Annotated in this window: 13 protein-coding genes and 3 tRNA genes; 6 read left to right on the plus strand and 10 right to left on the minus strand. The window is 62.6% G+C overall.

All coding sequences use genetic code 11. The annotated features are described in order from the left end of the window. The first annotated feature begins 152 nt into the window (after positions 1-152). Entirely contained in the window at positions 153-1,142 is a 990-nt protein-coding gene (locus RT582_RS10265; RefSeq protein WP_023447164.1) for a GlxA family transcriptional regulator, read from the plus strand. 161 nt (positions 1,143-1,303) lie between these two features. Here the strand turns inward: RT582_RS10265 and zapE are convergent, their stop codons facing one another. The 3 genes from zapE to RT582_RS10280 all read right to left on the minus strand — a co-directional run bounded on the left by zapE (position 1,304) and on the right by RT582_RS10280 (position 4,602). After that, the gene (zapE, locus tag RT582_RS10270) at positions 1,304-2,398 is read right to left on the minus strand and encodes a cell division protein ZapE (protein WP_014819073.1); all 1,095 of its coding nucleotides are present in this window, start codon (positions 2,396-2,398) and stop codon (positions 1,304-1,306) included. A gap of 169 nt (positions 2,399-2,567) precedes the next feature. Continuing rightward, the gene (locus tag RT582_RS10275) at positions 2,568-3,926 is read right to left on the minus strand and encodes a tryptophan--tRNA ligase (RefSeq protein ID WP_313477308.1); all 1,359 of its coding nucleotides are present in this window, start codon (positions 3,924-3,926) and stop codon (positions 2,568-2,570) included. A 49-nt stretch (positions 3,927-3,975) separates the two neighbouring features. Further along, complete coding sequence (locus RT582_RS10280) at positions 3,976-4,602, minus strand: alpha/beta hydrolase (protein ID WP_042926665.1); 627 nt, start codon at positions 4,600-4,602, stop codon at positions 3,976-3,978. Positions 4,603-4,740: 138 nt separating this feature from the next. Here RT582_RS10280 and RT582_RS10285 point away from each other — a divergent pair, with 138 nt between their 5' ends. Then, positions 4,741-5,172, plus strand: coding sequence for a YhcB family protein (locus tag RT582_RS10285; RefSeq protein ID WP_003298586.1), 432 nt, complete (start codon positions 4,741-4,743; stop codon positions 5,170-5,172). 52 nt (positions 5,173-5,224) lie between these two features. On the opposite strand, the gene nadC is transcribed toward RT582_RS10285, so the two are convergent. Further along, complete coding sequence (gene nadC / locus RT582_RS10290) at positions 5,225-6,073, minus strand: carboxylating nicotinate-nucleotide diphosphorylase (RefSeq protein WP_045665482.1); 849 nt, start codon at positions 6,071-6,073, stop codon at positions 5,225-5,227. A gap of 425 nt (positions 6,074-6,498) precedes the next feature. Between nadC and RT582_RS10295 the strand changes: the two genes are divergently transcribed. The 3 genes from RT582_RS10295 to RT582_RS10305 all read left to right on the plus strand — a co-directional run bounded on the left by RT582_RS10295 (position 6,499) and on the right by RT582_RS10305 (position 10,398). Next, complete coding sequence (locus tag RT582_RS10295; RefSeq protein WP_313477309.1) at positions 6,499-8,754, plus strand: DUF1631 domain-containing protein; 2,256 nt, start codon at positions 6,499-6,501, stop codon at positions 8,752-8,754. A 121-nt stretch (positions 8,755-8,875) separates the two neighbouring features. Then, positions 8,876-9,049, plus strand: coding sequence for a DUF3094 family protein (locus RT582_RS10300; protein ID WP_003298581.1), 174 nt, complete (start codon positions 8,876-8,878; stop codon positions 9,047-9,049). A 53-nt stretch (positions 9,050-9,102) separates the two neighbouring features. Continuing rightward, complete coding sequence (locus RT582_RS10305; protein ID WP_023447169.1) at positions 9,103-10,398, plus strand: NAD(P)/FAD-dependent oxidoreductase; 1,296 nt, start codon at positions 9,103-9,105, stop codon at positions 10,396-10,398. A gap of 118 nt (positions 10,399-10,516) precedes the next feature. Here the strand turns inward: RT582_RS10305 and RT582_RS10310 are convergent. The 6 genes from RT582_RS10310 to rluD form a co-directional block, all read right to left on the minus strand. Beyond that, positions 10,517-10,592: transfer RNA gene (locus RT582_RS10310), tRNA-Lys, on the minus strand. Between the two features lie 5 nt (positions 10,593-10,597). Further along, positions 10,598-10,674: transfer RNA gene (locus RT582_RS10315), tRNA-Pro, on the minus strand. 9 nt (positions 10,675-10,683) lie between these two features. Further along, a tRNA-Asn gene (locus RT582_RS10320) sits at positions 10,684-10,759 on the minus strand. 195 nt (positions 10,760-10,954) lie between these two features. Further along, complete coding sequence (gene clpB / locus RT582_RS10325) at positions 10,955-13,519, minus strand: ATP-dependent chaperone ClpB (RefSeq protein WP_014819067.1); 2,565 nt, start codon at positions 13,517-13,519, stop codon at positions 10,955-10,957. 172 nt (positions 13,520-13,691) lie between these two features. Beyond that, entirely contained in the window at positions 13,692-14,426 is a 735-nt protein-coding gene (gene pgeF / locus RT582_RS10330; protein WP_101275144.1) for a peptidoglycan editing factor PgeF, read from the minus strand. Further along, positions 14,423-15,397: a 23S rRNA pseudouridine(1911/1915/1917) synthase RluD gene (gene rluD / locus RT582_RS10335; protein WP_014819065.1), complete on the minus strand. Its 975-nt coding sequence runs from the start codon at positions 15,395-15,397 to the stop codon at positions 14,423-14,425. The genes pgeF and rluD overlap by 4 nt, the downstream gene beginning before the upstream one ends. A gap of 205 nt (positions 15,398-15,602) precedes the next feature. On the opposite strand from rluD, the gene RT582_RS10340 reads away from it, so the two are divergent. Further along, positions 15,603-16,592, plus strand: coding sequence for an outer membrane protein assembly factor BamD (locus tag RT582_RS10340; protein WP_014819064.1), 990 nt, complete (start codon positions 15,603-15,605; stop codon positions 16,590-16,592). Positions 16,593-16,594 lie beyond the last annotated feature (2 nt).

The raw sequence follows: 16,594 nt of genomic DNA on the forward strand, positions 1-16,594 counted from the left end.
CTCCTGTGCATCAGCGGTTTTCGACGCCGGGTCGCCGTGACGGTTCAGCCGCATCGCTTCAGGGAAGGCTGGACAGATGCACGCAAAAATAGGACGCTCCAGCCGCCACACGGCAGATTTACCCTGTTACTCACCACAATAATTAGAATCGCATGCCCAATCTCGCCTCGATCCAGCGCGTCAGCATACTTGCCACCGAAGGGGTGTTCGCCTCGACACTCACCCAGGCCAAGGATTTCTTCCACATGGCCAGCCTGCGCTATGGCAAACAGCTCGGCCTTGACCTCACCCCTGCTTTCGAAACCCGTCTGGTCAGCCCGGACGGCAAGGCGGTAAATACCTTCAGCGGTATCGCCATCGCCGTGGATAGTCCGCTGGATGACGCCGATATGGTGATCCTGCCGGCCTTCTGGGGAGATTTCGATGCGCTCTGCGCGCAGCATCCGGGTGTGATGCCCTGGTTGCGCGAGCGTCACGCAGCAGGCAGCGTCATCTGTGGCGAAGCCACCGGCGTGTTCTGGATGGCCCAGGCGGGCCTGCTGGAAGGCCGCGAGGCGACCACCCACTGGCGCTTTGCCAATGACTTCGTCGAGCGCTTCCCCGGTGTGGCTTTCAGCGCCGACAAGCACCTCACCGACAGCGACAACCTCTACTGCGCAGGCGGCACGACCTCGGCCTGCGACCTGTACATGTATCTGGTCGAGCGCTTCTGCGGCGCACACGTGGCCCAGGGCATGGCGCGTGACGTGCTTTACGAGCTACAACGCAGTTACAGCCCGGGGCGCTTGGGTTTCGGCGGGCAGAAGCTGCATCTGGATACGCGGATTCTGCAGATACAGGAATGGCTGGAAGCCAACTTCGCCGAAAAGTTTCGCTTCGAGGACGTGGCGCGGCAGCATGGCATGAGCATTCGCAACTTCATGCGCCGCTTCCAGGCAGCCACCGGCGACAAGCCGCTGCACTATCTGCAACGCCTGCGGATCGAGACGGCGAAGAGCCTGCTCGCCACCACCGGCAAGAGCATCAAGACGATCAGCTACGAAGTGGGCTACGACGATGCGAGCTTCTTCGCCCGCCTTTTCCGCCAGCACACCGAGCTGTCACCCAATCACTACCGGCAGAAATACCGGCCTGAGTCGTAAGGGCGACCACGGAACAGCCAAGGCTGGCTTGCTGAAGCAGGATAACCGACAGCTGGCATACGCCTTCTTGACGAACACCGCGCCTACTAAGGCGCAGTGCCAGACGTTGCGAGAAAGCGGCCTTTGGCCGCGAAGAGTCGGTCTTCGCGGCCACGCCATGGTCAGGGCTTGTGCGGCCGCGACAGGTACTCGTGCGATTGCATTTCCAGCAGACGGCTCAGGGTGCGCTGGAATTCGAACTCCAGGCGACCACCGGTATAGAGGTCCTTGAGCTCAACCTCGGCGGAGATGATGAGCTTGACGTTGCGGTCGTAGAACTCGTCGACGAGGTTGATGAAGCGGCGCGCCATGTCGTCCTTGGTGACACTCATCTGCTCGACATTGGCCAGCAGGATGGCGCCGAATATCTTGCCCAGTTCGATGTAGTCGTTCTGGCTACGCGGCCCGTCGCAGAGCTCGCGGAACTCGAACCAGGCCACATCGTTGCCGGTCTTTACCGCGCGAATCTCGCGGTTCTCGATCATCAGTGCGTCCTTGTCGACGACCCGGCAGTTCTCCGGCAGCAAGCTCTTGAAGCTGCGTTCCAGGCTCTGCTCGGCCTCGGCATCGAGCGGGAAGTGGAACAGCTCGGCCTGCTCCAGCGCACGCAGGCGATAGTCGATGCCGCTGTCGACGTTGACGATCTCGGTGTGCTTCTTCAGCAGCTCGATGGCCGGCAGGAAGCGCGCACGCTGCAGACCGTCCTTGTACAGACCATCCGGCACGATGTTGGAGGTCGCCACCAGGCTCACGCCGTTCTTGAACAGCTCTTCGAGCAGCGTGGCAAGAATCATCGCGTCGGTGATATCGGAGACGAAGAATTCGTCGAAACAGATCACCCGCGACTCGTCGGCGAAGCGCTTGCCAATGATGGTCAGCGGGTTCTTTTCGCCCTTGAGCGTCTTCATTTCCTCGTGCACGCGCTTCATAAAGCGGTGAAAGTGCGTGCGCGTCTTCTGCTTGAACGGCAATGCGTCGAAGAAGGTATCAACGAGGTAGGTCTTGCCGCGGCCAACGCCGCCCCAGAAGTAGATGCCCTTGATCGGCTCCTGCTGTTTCTTGCCGAACAGCTTGCCGAGCAGGCCGCTCTTGCTGCGATCGTCGGCCACCAGATCGTCGTACAGACGTTGCAGGTGACGCACCGCATTTTCCTGGGCGGCATCGTGGAAGAAGTCAGGACGTTTCAGGTCGGCCTGATAGCGCTCAAGAGGGGTCATGGCGGAGTCTGGGTAGTGAAACGGGGCCGACACTTTAGCCGCGCCCTCGGTGGTTGGCAATTTACTCAGGTCGTTCAAGCGTCAGCCCTCCCGGGACACCCATTCTTGGAGATCGCCGCGAAGCCGCGGAACGCAGTCGCAGGGTGCGTTCCGCCCTGGCGGCAGCACGTCAGTCGACGAGCGTGGCCAGCGCCTCGCGTACCCGCAGCATGGCGGCATCGAGCGCTTCGGCGCTCTCATAATGTGGGCTGTCGGCGACGCATTCGTCGTCCAGCCACAGGGTGAATTGATCGCCTTCGTCCTCGCGAAGTTCCAGCGCGTCCGGCCCGCCGGCAATCAACCGCTGGGTCAGGCTGCCGATCGCCTTCGGGTTGCTCAACGGACGGGACAGCAGCAGCTCCTCGCCGTCGGGCGCAAAGAAACGAAAGCGGAACGCGCCGTCGGCCTCGCGGAAGCTGGCGAAGCGCGCCACCTTGCTGGACTTCTTCTTGGCTGGCGCTGCACTTTTAACTTCGCTACGGAAGTTGCGCAGGCCCACCGCTTCGCGCAGCTCACCAAGGAACGGCGTGGCGATTCGGCGCGCCTTGGCCGCGCCCGCCTGGAGAATGTCCTCCAGCTCGGCGGGCTTGGTGATCAGCTGGTGATACAGCTCGCGCGCCTCGCCCAGCTCGTTGTCGAGCAGCTCGAACAGGCGCTGCTTGGCATCGCCCCAGGCCAGCCCGTCGAGCAGCTCCTGGCGGAACGCATCCTGCTGCTGCGCGGTGGCGAACGCCTGGTAGAGGGTGAACAGGTGCGAGCTGTCGGGGTCCTTCGGCTCGCCCGGCAGGCGCGAGTCGGTGACGATGCGTGCGATCGCGCCCTTGAGCTCCTTGGCGCTGCCGAACAGCGGAATGGTGTTGTCGTAGCTCTTCGACATCTTGCGTCCGTCAAGGCCGGGCAGCGTGGCGACGCCTTCCTCGATCACCGCATCCGGCAGGGTGAAGAACTCACGACCGTGACCGAACAGATGATTGAAGCGCTGAGCGATATCGCGGGCCATTTCCACATGCTGGATCTGGTCGCGGCCAACCGGCACCTTGTGCGCGTTGAACATCAGGATGTCCGCCGCCATCAGCACCGGGTAGCTGTAGAGTCCCATGGTAACGCCGGCATCCGGGTCCTCGCCGCTATCGACGTTCTTGTCCACCGAGGCCTTGTAGGCGTGGGCGCGATTGAGCAACCCCTTGGCGGTAACGCAGGTCAGCAGCCAGGTCAGCTCGGGGATTTCCGGAACGTCGGACTGACGATAGAAGGTCACGCGTTCGGCATCGAGGCCGCATGCCAACCAGGTCGCGGCAATCTCCAGGCGCGAGCGCTGGATACGCAGCGGGTCATCGCACTTGATCAGCGCGTGGTAGTCGGCCAGGAAATAGAAGGAGTCGGCGGCCGCGTCGCGGCTGGCCAGGATGGCCGGGCGGATCGCGCCGGCGTAGTTGCCCAGGTGCGGCGTGCCGGTGGTGGTGATACCGGTCAGGATGCGGGTAGTCATGCAGTCATTCTCGATCGTTGAGCGCGGCGGAGAGGAGCAGGTTCGGGCATCAAAGCCGCGGGGCGACCAGTTCCTTCAATTCCACCAGCTTGCCATGAAAAAAGTGGCCGCATTCTGCCACTTTCAGCAGCTCATGGGGGTGCTGCAGCTGCGCGGAAAAGGTGTACACGGACTCGGCATCGATGACCTCGTCCTGCTCCGGCTGGATGATCGTCAGCTGGCAATCGTCAGCCAACGACAGCTCGACGAGGCGCGACACTGCCGGCGCCACCATCATCAGCCGCTGTACCGCCACGCCCTCCGCGTTCAAACGGTGGGCCAGGTTGCCGGCGACGAACCCGCCGAAGGAGAACCCCAGCAGCGTCAGCGGCAGCTCCGGATTCTGCTCGCGCAGCCAACGCAGCGCAGCCTCGGCGTCATCCACCTCGCCCTCGACCATGTCATGCGCGCCGGCGCTGCCGCCGACACCGCGATAATTGAAGCGCAGCGTGCTGTAGCCGGCGTCGCGCGCGGTGCGCTGCAGGGTCGAGACCACCTTGTTCAGCATGGTGCCGCCCTTGACCGGGTTCGGGTGGCAGATCAGCGCGAGCCCCGTCGGCTGCGATTGATCGAAGTACAGCGCTTCAAGGGTGCCGCAGGGGCCGTCGAGATTGAGGGGGGTTTCGCGTTTCAACAAAGCAGGAACTCCGTGACCTTGGGACGAGTCGACTCGTCTTGCTAACTAGCTGCCAATAACCGCCGCCTCGCGTCGCGGTATACAGAGCAGGTACGAGACGTTAACGTAAGCACAGCCGTTTATATAGAGGAAGGACTCGTGGAACAGACCCTCGCGACCTGGTTGCTCCCGATCGTCGGCCTGATCGCCGGCATCGCCATCGGTTATCTGGTGGCACGCAGCAGCGCACCAAACCGCACACAGCGTCAGGTCGATGACCTGCAAGAGCGTTTCGACACTTATCAGAGTGAGGTGGTTACCCACTTCAACACCACCGCCAGCCTGCTGCGCAAGCTGACCAACAACTATCAGGACATTCAGGATCACCTGTCCGACGGCGCCAGCCGCCTCGCACTCGACGAACAGACCCGTCAACGCCTGATGGCCGCACTGCACAGCGAAGAGAACCACGGCACTCGTGAGCGTCTCTCGTCGCCGGCCTTCACCGAGCCGCCGAAGGACTATGCGCCCAAGGGCGACGACACCCCCGGCACCCTGCACGAGAATTTCGGCCTGAAAAGCCGTCACTGACCGATCCGCCTGGCGCAGCCGCTGCGCCAGGCACCGCAACCTCGCCCCGCCCTTACTGCCGCAAGCGCATCGACAGATCCACCGCCCGCACATGCTTGGTCAGCGCGCCGATGGAGATGTAGTCCACCCCCGTTTCCGCCACGCTGCGCAGCGTTTCATCGCTGATGCCGCCCGACGCTTCGAGCTTGGCCCGCCCCCCATTAATGGCCACCGCGGTGCGCATGTCATCCAGACTGAGCTCGTCCAGCATGACGATATCGGCACCTGCTAGTAGCGCCTGCTCAAGCTCGTCCAGACTCTCCACCTCGATCTCCACCGGCTTGCCCGGCGCGATGCGATGTGCAGCAGCAACCGCCTCGGCGATGCCACCGCAAGCGGCAATGTGGTTTTCCTTGATCAGGAAGGCGTCGTACAAACCGATGCGGTGGTTGTGGCAGCCACCGCAGGTAACGGCATACTTCTGCGCCAGGCGCAGCCCGGGTATGGTCTTGCGCGTATCGAGCAAACGCACGCCGGTCCCGCCTACCATGTCCGCGTAGTGACGACAGCGAGTCGCCACACCCGACAGCAGTTGCAGAAAATTCAGCGCACTGCGCTCGCCGGTAAGCAGCGCCCGCGCCGGCCCCTCGAGATGGAACAGCACCCGATCAGCCCCGACACGGTCACCATCGGCAACCTGCCAGTGAACCGCAACGCGTGGGTCGACTTGGCGGAATACGGCGTCTACCCATGCCGTTCCACTGATCACTGCCTCCTCGCGAGTGATGACCGACGCATGCGCCAGCCGCTCGGCTGGAATCAACTGCGCCGTGATGTCACCACTGCCGACGTCCTCGGCGAGCGCGCGACGAACATTGGCATCGATTTCTGCAGATAGATCGGCAAGTGTAAGATTCGGCATGGCTGACTCCTGAAGATTGCGCGGAGTATAAAGGCTGAGTGCTCGCTAACGCAGCGCCAACCTGCGCATCCCGGACGGGTATTCGAGAGGCTTTTTTTACCTCCCGGCGGAAAACCTGCGAGTATCTGTGAGCCAAGTCATGTCCAATGAAAAACCGGCCTTGGCATCGCAATCCGATGCTTATAATGCCCTTCAAGAATATTGACGCCACCGAAATGGCGACACCTTACTGACGAGGTGTCGTTGTAAAATCAGACCGCTCGGCTATGCTGCGCTGGATCCGGTTCGACAGAAGAAACCCGCACTAGATTGCGGGCTCGCCCGGAACCTTCCGCCTTGCCCTGCCGATTTGGTTACCCTTACAAGACGCTGTTTGAAGCTGGCGTTGTGACCGCCGTTAAGCAGGCGACCGCAGGAGAGTCTCGATGCGAACCGATGCGAAAGTGGTGCACCTGAACAAGGCAGCCCCTGAGCACAAGCCTTCTTCACCAGCAGGCCGCCTGCCTGTGGCGCTCATCAGCGTGCGCGACAAGGCCGCCCAACAGCTGCGTCAGGCTTTGCAGTCGCTGTTCGACAACGCCGATGACTCGCTCTTCGAGATCGCCGATCGTGCGAGCAGCAACGTCGAACAGAACGCGTTTTTCGAAGCCATGCGTGATTTGCGCATGAAGCGCCGCAACATCGAACGCGGCTTTCTGCAACAGCTGTTCGAAGCATTCGCCAAGCTCAATCAGTATGAGATCGGCAAGCCGCCGGTGCTGGACAATGTGTCGTTCGACAGTCTTTCACTTGTGCAGAACGATGAGCTGGAAGAGTCGGTAGCCGTCGACACCATGGTCGCGAAAGTCATGAGTCGTGCGGCTCAACCGCTTGGGCACCTGACCACTCGTTTCAATGCGCTGATCAGCAAGAAGCTCGATGACAAGAGCAACCCGCTCGGCCCGCACGCACTCTGCGACTACTTCATCGAGGCCAGCAGCAGCCTTGGGGTAGAGATCAAGGTCAAGCTGATCATCTTCAAGCTCTTCGAAAAATACGTGCTCGGGGATATCGACCAACTCTATGCCGAAGCCAACCAGACCCTGGTCGCTGCCGGCATCCTGCCAGAGCTGCACTCCGCCCCGCCCCGCCGCCAGCAGCGCCCCGGCGCGCCAGCCGGAAGCCATGCACTATCGGCACCACTTGGCCAGGCTGCACATGTCGACGAGGGACTGCAGGAAGCCGCATTCAGCGCACTGCACAGCCTGCTTTCAGAGCTCCGTGGCAGCAGCATGCTGCCGGCGCGCAACATCCCCAGCGATGCGATCCCGATCTCCAGTGGCGACCTCCTCCGCCTGCTGTCGCACATGCAGGCGCGCGCGCCGCAGACCGTCGACGAGTTCGATCTTCAGGAGCAGCTGGCCGGCCTGCTGAGCCGAGTCAGTGCCAAGACCGGCAAGTCCCGCGTGGTTGGCGAGATAGACGACGATGTGATCAACCTCGTCTCCATGCTGTTCGAATTCATACTCGATGACCGCACCCTGCCCGACTCGCTAAAGGCCCTGATCGGTCGCCTGCAGATCCCGCTTCTCAAGGTCGCGGTATTGGACAAGACCTTCTTCAGCCGCGGCAGCCATCCGGCACGCCGCCTGCTTAACGAGATTGCCTCGGCAGCGATGGGCTGGGGCGATCAGGATGAAGCGCAGCGGGACAGTCTCTACCAGAAGATCGAGCAGATCGTGGCTCGACTGCTCAACGACTTCACGGACGATCCGGCCATTTTCTCCGAGCTGCTGGCCGACTTCCTTGCCTTCATCGGCGATGAGCGCCGCCGCAGCGAGCTGCTCGAGCAACGCACCCGTGATGCCGAGGAAGGCCGCGCCAAGGCCGAGATCGCCCGACAGGAAGTTGAGCGCGCCCTGAACCAGCGCTTGCTCGGCAAGACGCTTCCGGAAGTCGTGGTGCGGCTACTGCAGGAAGCCTGGAGCAAGGTTCTGCTGCTTACCTGCCTGAAACACGGCACCCAGTCCGAAGAGTGGCAGGCCGCCCTGGACACGATGGACGATCTGGTGTGGAGCGTTACCCCTCACGAAGACGAAGAATCGCGCGCACGCCTGCTGGAGCTGGTACCGAGCCTGCTTAAAGCGCTGCGCGACGGACTGGTCAGCGCCGCCTTCGACCCTTTTTCCACCGGCGACTTCTTTACCCAGCTCGAAGCGCTCCATGTCCAGACCCTGCAGCGCTTCCAGCAACCGCAGAGCGCTCCCAGCGAGGCGCCAGCGGACGACAGCACTTCAGCGGAGTCAGCGGCAACTCCGATAGCAACCACACCGGCAATGGTCGAAGTGGTCGACGAGATCGTCCTGCTTGCACCTGGCGAGAGCCGCGAGCAGGAACCGGAAATCAGCCTGCCGGATAACGATGTCGCGCTGGTCCAGGTCGACAATCTGCGCGTCGGCAGCTGGGTGGAGTTCCAGGAAGACGAAGAACACAAGCTGCGCTGCAAGCTGGCAGCGGTGATCAAGCCCACCGGCAAGTACATCTTCGTTAATCGCACCGGCATGAAAGTCCTGGAAAAGACCCGCATGGGCCTGGCGACCGAATTCCAGCGCGGCGCCATTCGGCTACTCAACGACACCCTGCTGTTCGACCGCGCGCTGGAGTCGGTCATCGGCAACCTGCGCAAGCTGAAGAACACCTGACAACCCCCAAGGGCATGCCGCCCGGCATGCCCGCCAGCCCTCCGCGCGGCAAAGCGCCGCACTTCGCGCTTGGCTTTTGACCCTGCACAGCTAGAATGCCTGCATTCCATTCGAGGTGCCCATGCCAAGCCGCCTGAAGCCCGAAGATCAGCAGCGCGTCGATGAATACCTCCGCGCCCCGCAACACCAGGTCGAGCGCCAGCCGTTTCGCCCCTGGCTTCTTCTGCTTGTGGTACTGGTCGTGGTGATCGGGCTCGGGTTATTGAGCCGCCTCTTGAGCCGCCTTGTGCTTTGAGCTCCGCTCGCCAGGCCGCCCCGCCGTTTCCCTTGCAGCTATGAGTCACTCCCATGTCACATCGAGTCGTAATCGTCGGCGGTGGCGCCGGCGGTCTGGAGCTTGCTACCCGCCTGGGTAGAACCCTGGGCAAGCGTGGCAAAGCCCGCATCACCCTGGTCGACGCCAACCTCACACACATCTGGAAGCCGCTGCTGCACGAAGTCGCCGCCGGCTCCTTGAACTCGTCCGCTGACGAACTCAACTACGTCGCTCAGGCCAAATGGAATCACTTCGAGTTCCAGATGGGCCGCATGGCAGGCCTGGATCGCGCGAGCAAATGCATTCGACTGGAAGCGACGCGCGACGAGTTTGGCGTGGAACTGGTCCCGTCACGCGCACTGAACTACGACACGCTGGTGATTGCCGTCGGCAGCACGACCAACGACTTCGGCACCTCGGGGGCTTCCGAGCACTGCATCTTCCTTGATACGCGCGAGCAGGCCGAGCGCTTCCACCGGCAACTGCTGAGCCATTACATGAAGGCGCATGCAGGCGAGGGAGCCTCGAGCAACATCAGCATGGCCATCGTCGGAGCCGGCGCTACCGGCGTGGAGCTGGCTGCAGAACTGCTGCACGCCGCCAAGGAGCTGGCGGCCTACGGCCTCGATGGCATCAAGCCGGAGGATGTAAACATCACCCTCATCGAGGCCGGCCCGAAAGTCCTGCCGGCACTGCCTGAGCGCATCAGCCAGCCGGTGCACCAGACACTGCTGGACCTGGGCGTCACGGTGCTCACGGGCGCCGCCGTCAGCGAAGTCACCGCCGAGGGCCTGCACACCAAGCAGGGCGAGTTCGTCCAGGCCAGCCTCAAGGTGTGGGCCGCCGGGATCAAGGCACCCGCCTTCCTTCACGAACTGGATGGCCTGGAAACCAACCGCATTAACCAGCTGGTCGTCCACCCGACACTGCAGAGCACGCGCGACGAGAACATCTTCGCATTCGGCGACTGCGCCGCCTGCCCGCAGCCGGACAGCGACCGCAATGTCCCACCCCGTGCACAGGCAGCCCATCAGCAGGCCTCGATGCTGGCCCGCTCGATCCACAACCGACTGGAAGGCAAGCCGCTGCCGACCTATCGCTACAAGGACTACGGCTCACTGATTTCGCTGTCAAGCTTCTCGGCAGTAGGCAATCTGATGGGTAACCTGACCGGCAACGTGATGCTCGAAGGCTGGCTGGCACGAATGTTCTATATCTCGCTCTACCGCATGCACCAGATCGCGCTGTATGGCATCGCTCGCACGCTGCTGATGATGCTTGGCGACAAGCTCAGCCGCACGACGGAGCCGCGCCTGAAGCTCCATTGACGCAGAAAAGGCGCACCCCTGGGTGCGCCTTGAATGTGCCGAGAAGAAATCGCAGGCAATAAAAAAGCTGGATGTCCGCGAGGACATCCAGCTTTTCATGCTTCCTGAGAAGCCCGTATGGTGGGTCGTGTAGGATTCGAACCTACGACCAATTGGTTAAAAGCCAACTGCTCTACCAACTGAGCTAACGACCCAAAAATGGTCGGGGTAGGGGGATTCGAACTCCCGACATCCTGCTCCCAAAGCAGGCGCGCTACCGGACTGCGCTATACCCCGATTGGAATTTGGCTCCGCGACCAGGACTCGAACCTGGGACCCAATGATTAACAGTCATTTGCTCTACCGACTGAGCTATCGCGGAACAACTTCAATTCCAGCTCTTCAGCGTTACGTTACCGCCTCAGAGGCGCGCCATTTTACGGTTCCCGGCTCGCCTGTCAACCCCAAAAATGCGATTCCTGACAACACTTTGCGTTCACCCGGCGGCACCCGCGAAAACGCTGCTCCAACACGGCTACCTGCGAGGTGTGCTGCACCCCGCAGGTAACCACCCCACTCAATCGAAGACGATCTGCTCGCCCTCTACCCGTGCCTTGACGCTGCTACCCGGCGCGAACTGACCGGAGAGGATCTGCTGCGCCAGCGGATTCTCGATCCAGCGCTGGATCGCCCGTTTGAGCGGCCGCGCTCCGTAGACCGGGTCGTAACCGATGGCGATCAGCTTGTCCATCGCCTCCTGACTGAGTTCCAGGCTCAATTCGCGCTCGGCCAGGCGCTTGCGCAGGCGCCCGAGCTGGATGTCGGCGATACCGGCGATCTGCTCGCGACCCAGCGGATCGAACACCACCACCTCGTCGATACGGTTGATGAACTCCGGCCGGAAGTGATGCGCCACCGCATCCATCACCGCAGCCCGCTGCGCATCGGGATCACCAACCAGCTCCTGGATCTGCGCAGAGCCCAGGTTGGAGGTCATCACGATCACCGTGTTCTTGAAGTCCACCGTCCGCCCATGGCTGTCGGTCAGGCGGCCGTCTTCGAGCACCTGCAGCAGCACATTGAAGACGTCTGGATGGGCCTTCTCTACCTCGTCCATCAACACCACCGAATACGGTTTGCGACGCACCGCTTCGGTCAGGTAACCGCCTTCTTCGTAACCGACGTAGCCCGGCGGCGCACCGATCAGGCGCGCAACGGAGTGCTTCTCCATGAACTCGGACATGTCGATGCGGATCATCGCCTCCTCGGTATCGAAGAGGAACTCGGCCAGCGCCTTGCAAAGCTCGGTCTTGCCCACCCCGGTCGGGCCGAGAAAGAGGAACGAGCCGCTCGGACGATTCGGGTCGGCCAGACCGGCGCGCGAGCGGCGCACGGCATTGGATACGGCCACCACGGCTTCGTGCTGACCGATGACGCGAGTGTGCAGCATGTCTTCCATGCGCAGCAGTTTGTCGCGCTCGCCTTCGAGCATCTTGGAGACCGGAATACCGGTCCACTTGGAAACCACCTCGGCGATCTCCTCGTCGGTCACCTTGTTACGCAGCAGCTGGTTTTCTTTCTTGCCATGCTGATCGACCATCTCCAGGCTGCGCTCGAGGTCCGGAATGATGCCGTACTGCAGTTCGGCCATGCGCGCCAGATCACCCTTGCGTCGCGCTGCTTCGAGCTCGGCCTTGGCTTGTTCGATCTTCTGCTGGATCTGCGCCGAACCCTGCACCTCGGCTTTCTCCGACTTCCAGATTTCTTCCAGATCGGCGTATTCGCGCTCCAGCTTGGCGATGTCGTCTTCCAGCTTGGCCAGGCGCTTCTTGGTGGCCTCGTCGTCTTCCTTCTTCAGCGCCTCACGCTCGATCTTCAGCTGGATCAAGCGGCGATCCAGGCGATCGAGCTCTTCGGGCTTGGAGTCGATCTCCATGCGGATACGGCTGGCGGCCTCGTCGATCAGGTCGATGGCCTTGTCCGGCAGCTGGCGATCGGTGATATAGCGGTGGCTGAGCTTGGCCGCGGCGATGATGGCGCCATCGGTGATGGTCACGCCATGGTGCACTTCGTAGCGCTCCTTGAGGCCACGAAGAATGGCGATGGTGTCTTCCTCGCTTGGTTCGTCGACCAGCACCTTCTGGAAGCGACGCTCCAGGGCGGCATCCTTCTCGATGTACTGGCGGTATTCATCGAGAGTAGTGGCACCTACGCAGTGCAGCTCGCCGCGCGCTAGGGCAGGCTTGAGCATGTTGCCGGCATCCATGGCGCCTTCCGCCTTGCCCGCGCCGACCATCGTATGCAGCTCGTCGATGAACAGGATGACGCGACCCTCCTGCTTGGACAGCTCGTTGAGCACCGCCTTGAGGCGCTCCTCGAACTCGCCGCGGAACTTGGCCCCGGCAATCAGCGAGCCCATGTCCAGGGCCAGCAAGCGCTTGTCCTTGAGGCCGTCCGGGACCTCACCGTTGACGATGCGCTGGGCCAACCCCTCGACGATGGCGGTCTTGCCCACGCCCGGCTCACCAATCAGTACCGGGTTGTTCTTGGTCCGCCGCTGCAGCACCTGAATGGTGCGGCGGATCTCGTCGTCACGACCGATCACCGGGTCGAGCTTGCCGTCCTCGGCGCGCTTGGTCATGTCCACGGTGTATTTGTCGAGCGCCTGCCGCGATTCTTCGGCGTTGGGATCATTGACCGCATCGCCGCCGCGCAGATTGCTGATGGCGTTCTCCAGCGCTTTCTTGCTTACACCCTGAGCCAGCAGCAGCTTGCCCAGACGGGTGTTGCTGTCCAGCGCTGCCAGCAGCACCAGCTCACTGGAAATGTACTGGTCGCCCTTCTGCTGGGCGAGGCGGTCAGCCTGATTGAGCAGGCGCGCGAGGTCCTGCGAGAGATTCATGTCGCCGGTGGGGTTCTGTAGCTTCGGCAGCTGGTCGAGCTCTTTGGTCAGCGCCTGACGCAGCGCTGCGATGTCGAAGCCGACCTGCATCAGCAACGGCTTGATCGAGCCGCCCTGCTGCTCAAGCAGCGCCTGCATCAGGTGTAACGGCTCGATGGAGGGGTGATCCAGGCCGACGGCTATGGACTGGGCATCGGAGAGCGCAAGCTGCAGCTTGCTGGTCAAACGATCGATACGCATGGATGTTCATCCTCATGTGAAGCAGGCCGGCGCCGTGGCTCGCGCCATATACGAAACCTGCGAGATGCAGCATAGATGAGGATGATTGTTGGAGATTCAAGGCGGATGACATTGATGCAGGTCATGCCAGGACCGCAGAGTCATGGCTGACTTCACCGCTAGCGCGCCAATATCACTCGAGCCAGATCAGACTGGCGAAGCGGCCTGTGTGCGCGGCACGCCGATAGGAGTAGAAGCGCGGATCGCTGAAGGTGCACAACCCGCCACCGTAAACCGCGTCTACGCCCGCGGCAGCCAGACGGATACGCGCCAGCTGGTAGATATCCGCCATGAACCGTCCCGGGTTGCGACTTGCAACGAACGCCGCGGCAGCCGACGAATGCTGCGCGAGGAATGCATCGCGCACTTCGGGCCCGACCTCGAATGCCGCCGCCCCGATCGCCGGCCCCAACCACACCAGCAGTTCATCGGCAGGTACCGCCAGCGCTTCGAGCGTCGCCTCGAGCACACCACCAGCCAGCCCGCGCCAGCCAGCGTGAGCCGCGGCGACTCGGGTCGCAGCATGATCACAGAAAAGTACCGGCAGGCAGTCCGCAGTCAGTACCGCACAGGCCAAACCCGGCGTCTCGCTCCAGCTAGCATCGGCAGTCACGCGATTTCCTGGAGCGGCCTGGACAGCGACACTCGAATGCACTTGCTCCAGCCAGACTGGTTGGCAACCGAGCACGTCCTGAAGATGCTGGCGATTCCAGGCCACCGCGGCAGGCTCATCACCGACGTGATCACCCAGATTGAAGCTGTCGAACGGAGCGCGACTGACGCCGCCCTGCCGCGCGGTCACACAGGCGCGAACGCCGGGCGGAGCAGGCCATTCCGGCACGAGCCAGTCACCGCCCCACGCACTCACCCGACGAAGGCCTCGCGGTCCTGTTGCAGCAGCGTCAGCAGCCAGACGAAGTCATCCGGCAACGGCGACTCCCATTTCATCCTCTGCCCGGTAACAGGATGATCGAGTTCGAGGAAGCGCGCGTGCAGCGCCTGGCGAGGGAACTCGCGAAGCGTTTGCACCAGCGTCGGATTCGCCGCCGGCGGAATGCGGAAACGCCCGCTATACAGCGGGTCACCGACCAGTGGATAGCCAAGATGGGTCATGTGCACCCGAATCTGGTGGGTACGCCCGGTTTCCAGCTTGACCCGCACATGGGTGTGCGAGCGAAAGCGCTCCAGCACGCGGTAATGGCTGACCGCCGGCTTGCCGCCCTCCACCACCGCCATGCGCTGACGCTGCTGGCCATGCCGACCGATCGGCGCGTCGACCGTACCACCAGTAATGATCACGCCGATGACGATCGCCTCGTAAATGCGGCTGACGCTACGCGCCTGCAACTGCTCGACCAGCCGGGTCTGCGCCTGCAGCGTCTTGGCCACGACCATCAGACCGGTGGTGTCCTTGTCCAGGCGATGAACGATGCCGGCACGCGGGACGTTGATCAGATCCGGCACGTGATGCAGCAATGCATTGAGCAGCGTGCCGTCGGCATGGCCGGCCGCAGGGTGCACAACCAGGCCAGCAGGCTTGTCGATCACCAGGATCTGATCGTCCTCGTAGACGATCTCAAGCGGAATGTCTTGCGCGACCCACTCGCCCTGCGCCTGCTGCTCGGCACTCAGCTCGAGCACGGCGCCGGCATGCACGGTGTCGCGAGGGCGCAGCACGGCGCCATCCACGGTGAGCAGGCCATCCTTGATCCAGGCCGCGAGACGCGAGCGCGAGTGTTCGGAAAAGAGCTGCGCCGCAACCTGATCGAGACGTTGCCCGCCAAGGTCAAACGGCACTTCGGCGCGGAGTTGGATGGCCTGTTTGGAAGTCGTGGACATACGGCGAGATAGGTTCGTCTGAGAGAGGCAGGCGACATCCGTTGGTAACGGACGGGCCCGGGGACCGCAGATGGCGGAGCGGCCTTTGGTTTCGGCTACACGCTTGTGTTTAAATACGGCGTCTTTGTCCCGGCGCACCGGGGCGCTCATCATAACAGGACGGCTCCGCGCGAGACAGCCAGCCGTCACAGGGACGCAAGCCGCCATGCAAGTGAAACACCTGCTGCTGATCGCCATTCTCGCCCTCACCGCCGCCTGTTCATCCAACGAAACCGTCGACGAGAATCTGGGTGAAGTCGAGCTGTACCAGCAAGCACAGGCCGACCTGGACAACAAGAGCTATACCAGCGCCATCAGCAAACTCAAGGCCCTGGAGTCGCGCTATCCGTTCGGCCGCTTCGCCGAGCAGGCGCAACTCGAACTGATCTACGCCTATTACCGCAACGTCGAGCCGGAAGCCGCGCGCTCGGCGGCGGAGCGTTTCATCCGCCTGCATCCGCAGCATCCGAACGTCGATTACGCTTACTACCTCAAGGGCCTGGCCTCCTTCGATCAGGACCGCGGCCTGCTGGCCCGCTTCCTGCCGCTGGACATGACCAAGCGCGACCCAGGTGCCGCCCGCGACTCGTTCAACGAATTCGCCCAGCTCACCAGCCGCTACCCCAACAGCCGCTACTCGCCTGACGCCAAGGCGCGCATGGTCTACCTGCGCAACCTGCTGGCGGCCAACGAGATACACGTCGCCCACTATTACCTCAAGCGCCAGGCCTACGTCGCAGCGGCCAACCGCGGCCGTTACGTTGTGGAGAACTTCCAGGGCACGCCGGCCGTGGCCGACGGGCTTGCCGTGATGACCGAGGCCTACCAGCGCCTGGGCCTCGACGATCTCGCCGAAACCAGCCTGCAGACTCTGCAGCTCAACTACCCGGATCACGCAACGCTCGAAGACGGCAAATTCACCCCTGTCGAGACGGAAGACGACAACCGCAGCTGGCTGAGCAAGGCCACCCTCGGCCTTATCGAAGGCGAGGCTCCCCGCCCGGACACGTCGCGGGCCAATCGCGATGTGCTCCGTCAGTATGAAACCGCCGCTCAGGATCTTCCCGAAGAGCTTCGCCCGGTACTCAAGGAAGCAGAGCAGCAAGGCGAAAAGCGCTCCTGGTGGAGCCGCCTGACCTTCGGCCTGTTCGACTGACA

The organism is Stutzerimonas kunmingensis (assembly GCF_032106285.1).
In the GTDB taxonomy this organism is placed as follows: Bacteria; Pseudomonadota; Gammaproteobacteria; order Pseudomonadales; family Pseudomonadaceae; genus Stutzerimonas; species Stutzerimonas kunmingensis_B.

What these genes read in the sequence shown, in the direction of transcription:
- RT582_RS10305 (WP_023447169.1), top strand. Translation starts at nt 9,103, where the DNA reads ATGTCACATCGAGTCGTAATCGTCGGCGGTGGCGCCGGCGGTCTGGAG.
- rluD (WP_014819065.1), bottom strand. Translation starts at nt 15,397, where the DNA reads ATGTCCACGACTTCCAAACAGGCCATCCAACTCCGCGCCGAAGTGCCG.
- RT582_RS10275 (WP_313477308.1), bottom strand. Translation starts at nt 3,926, where the DNA reads ATGACTACCCGCATCCTGACCGGTATCACCACCACCGGCACGCCGCAC.
- clpB (WP_014819067.1), bottom strand. Translation starts at nt 13,519, where the DNA reads ATGCGTATCGATCGTTTGACCAGCAAGCTGCAGCTTGCGCTCTCCGAT.
- nadC (WP_045665482.1), bottom strand. Translation starts at nt 6,073, where the DNA reads ATGCCGAATCTTACACTTGCCGATCTATCTGCAGAAATCGATGCCAAT.
- RT582_RS10295 (WP_313477309.1), top strand. Translation starts at nt 6,499, where the DNA reads ATGCGAACCGATGCGAAAGTGGTGCACCTGAACAAGGCAGCCCCTGAG.
- RT582_RS10265 (WP_023447164.1), top strand. Translation starts at nt 153, where the DNA reads ATGCCCAATCTCGCCTCGATCCAGCGCGTCAGCATACTTGCCACCGAA.
- RT582_RS10340 (WP_014819064.1), top strand. Translation starts at nt 15,603, where the DNA reads ATGCAAGTGAAACACCTGCTGCTGATCGCCATTCTCGCCCTCACCGCC.
- zapE (WP_014819073.1), bottom strand. Translation starts at nt 2,398, where the DNA reads ATGACCCCTCTTGAGCGCTATCAGGCCGACCTGAAACGTCCTGACTTC.
- RT582_RS10300 (WP_003298581.1), top strand. Translation starts at nt 8,876, where the DNA reads ATGCCAAGCCGCCTGAAGCCCGAAGATCAGCAGCGCGTCGATGAATAC.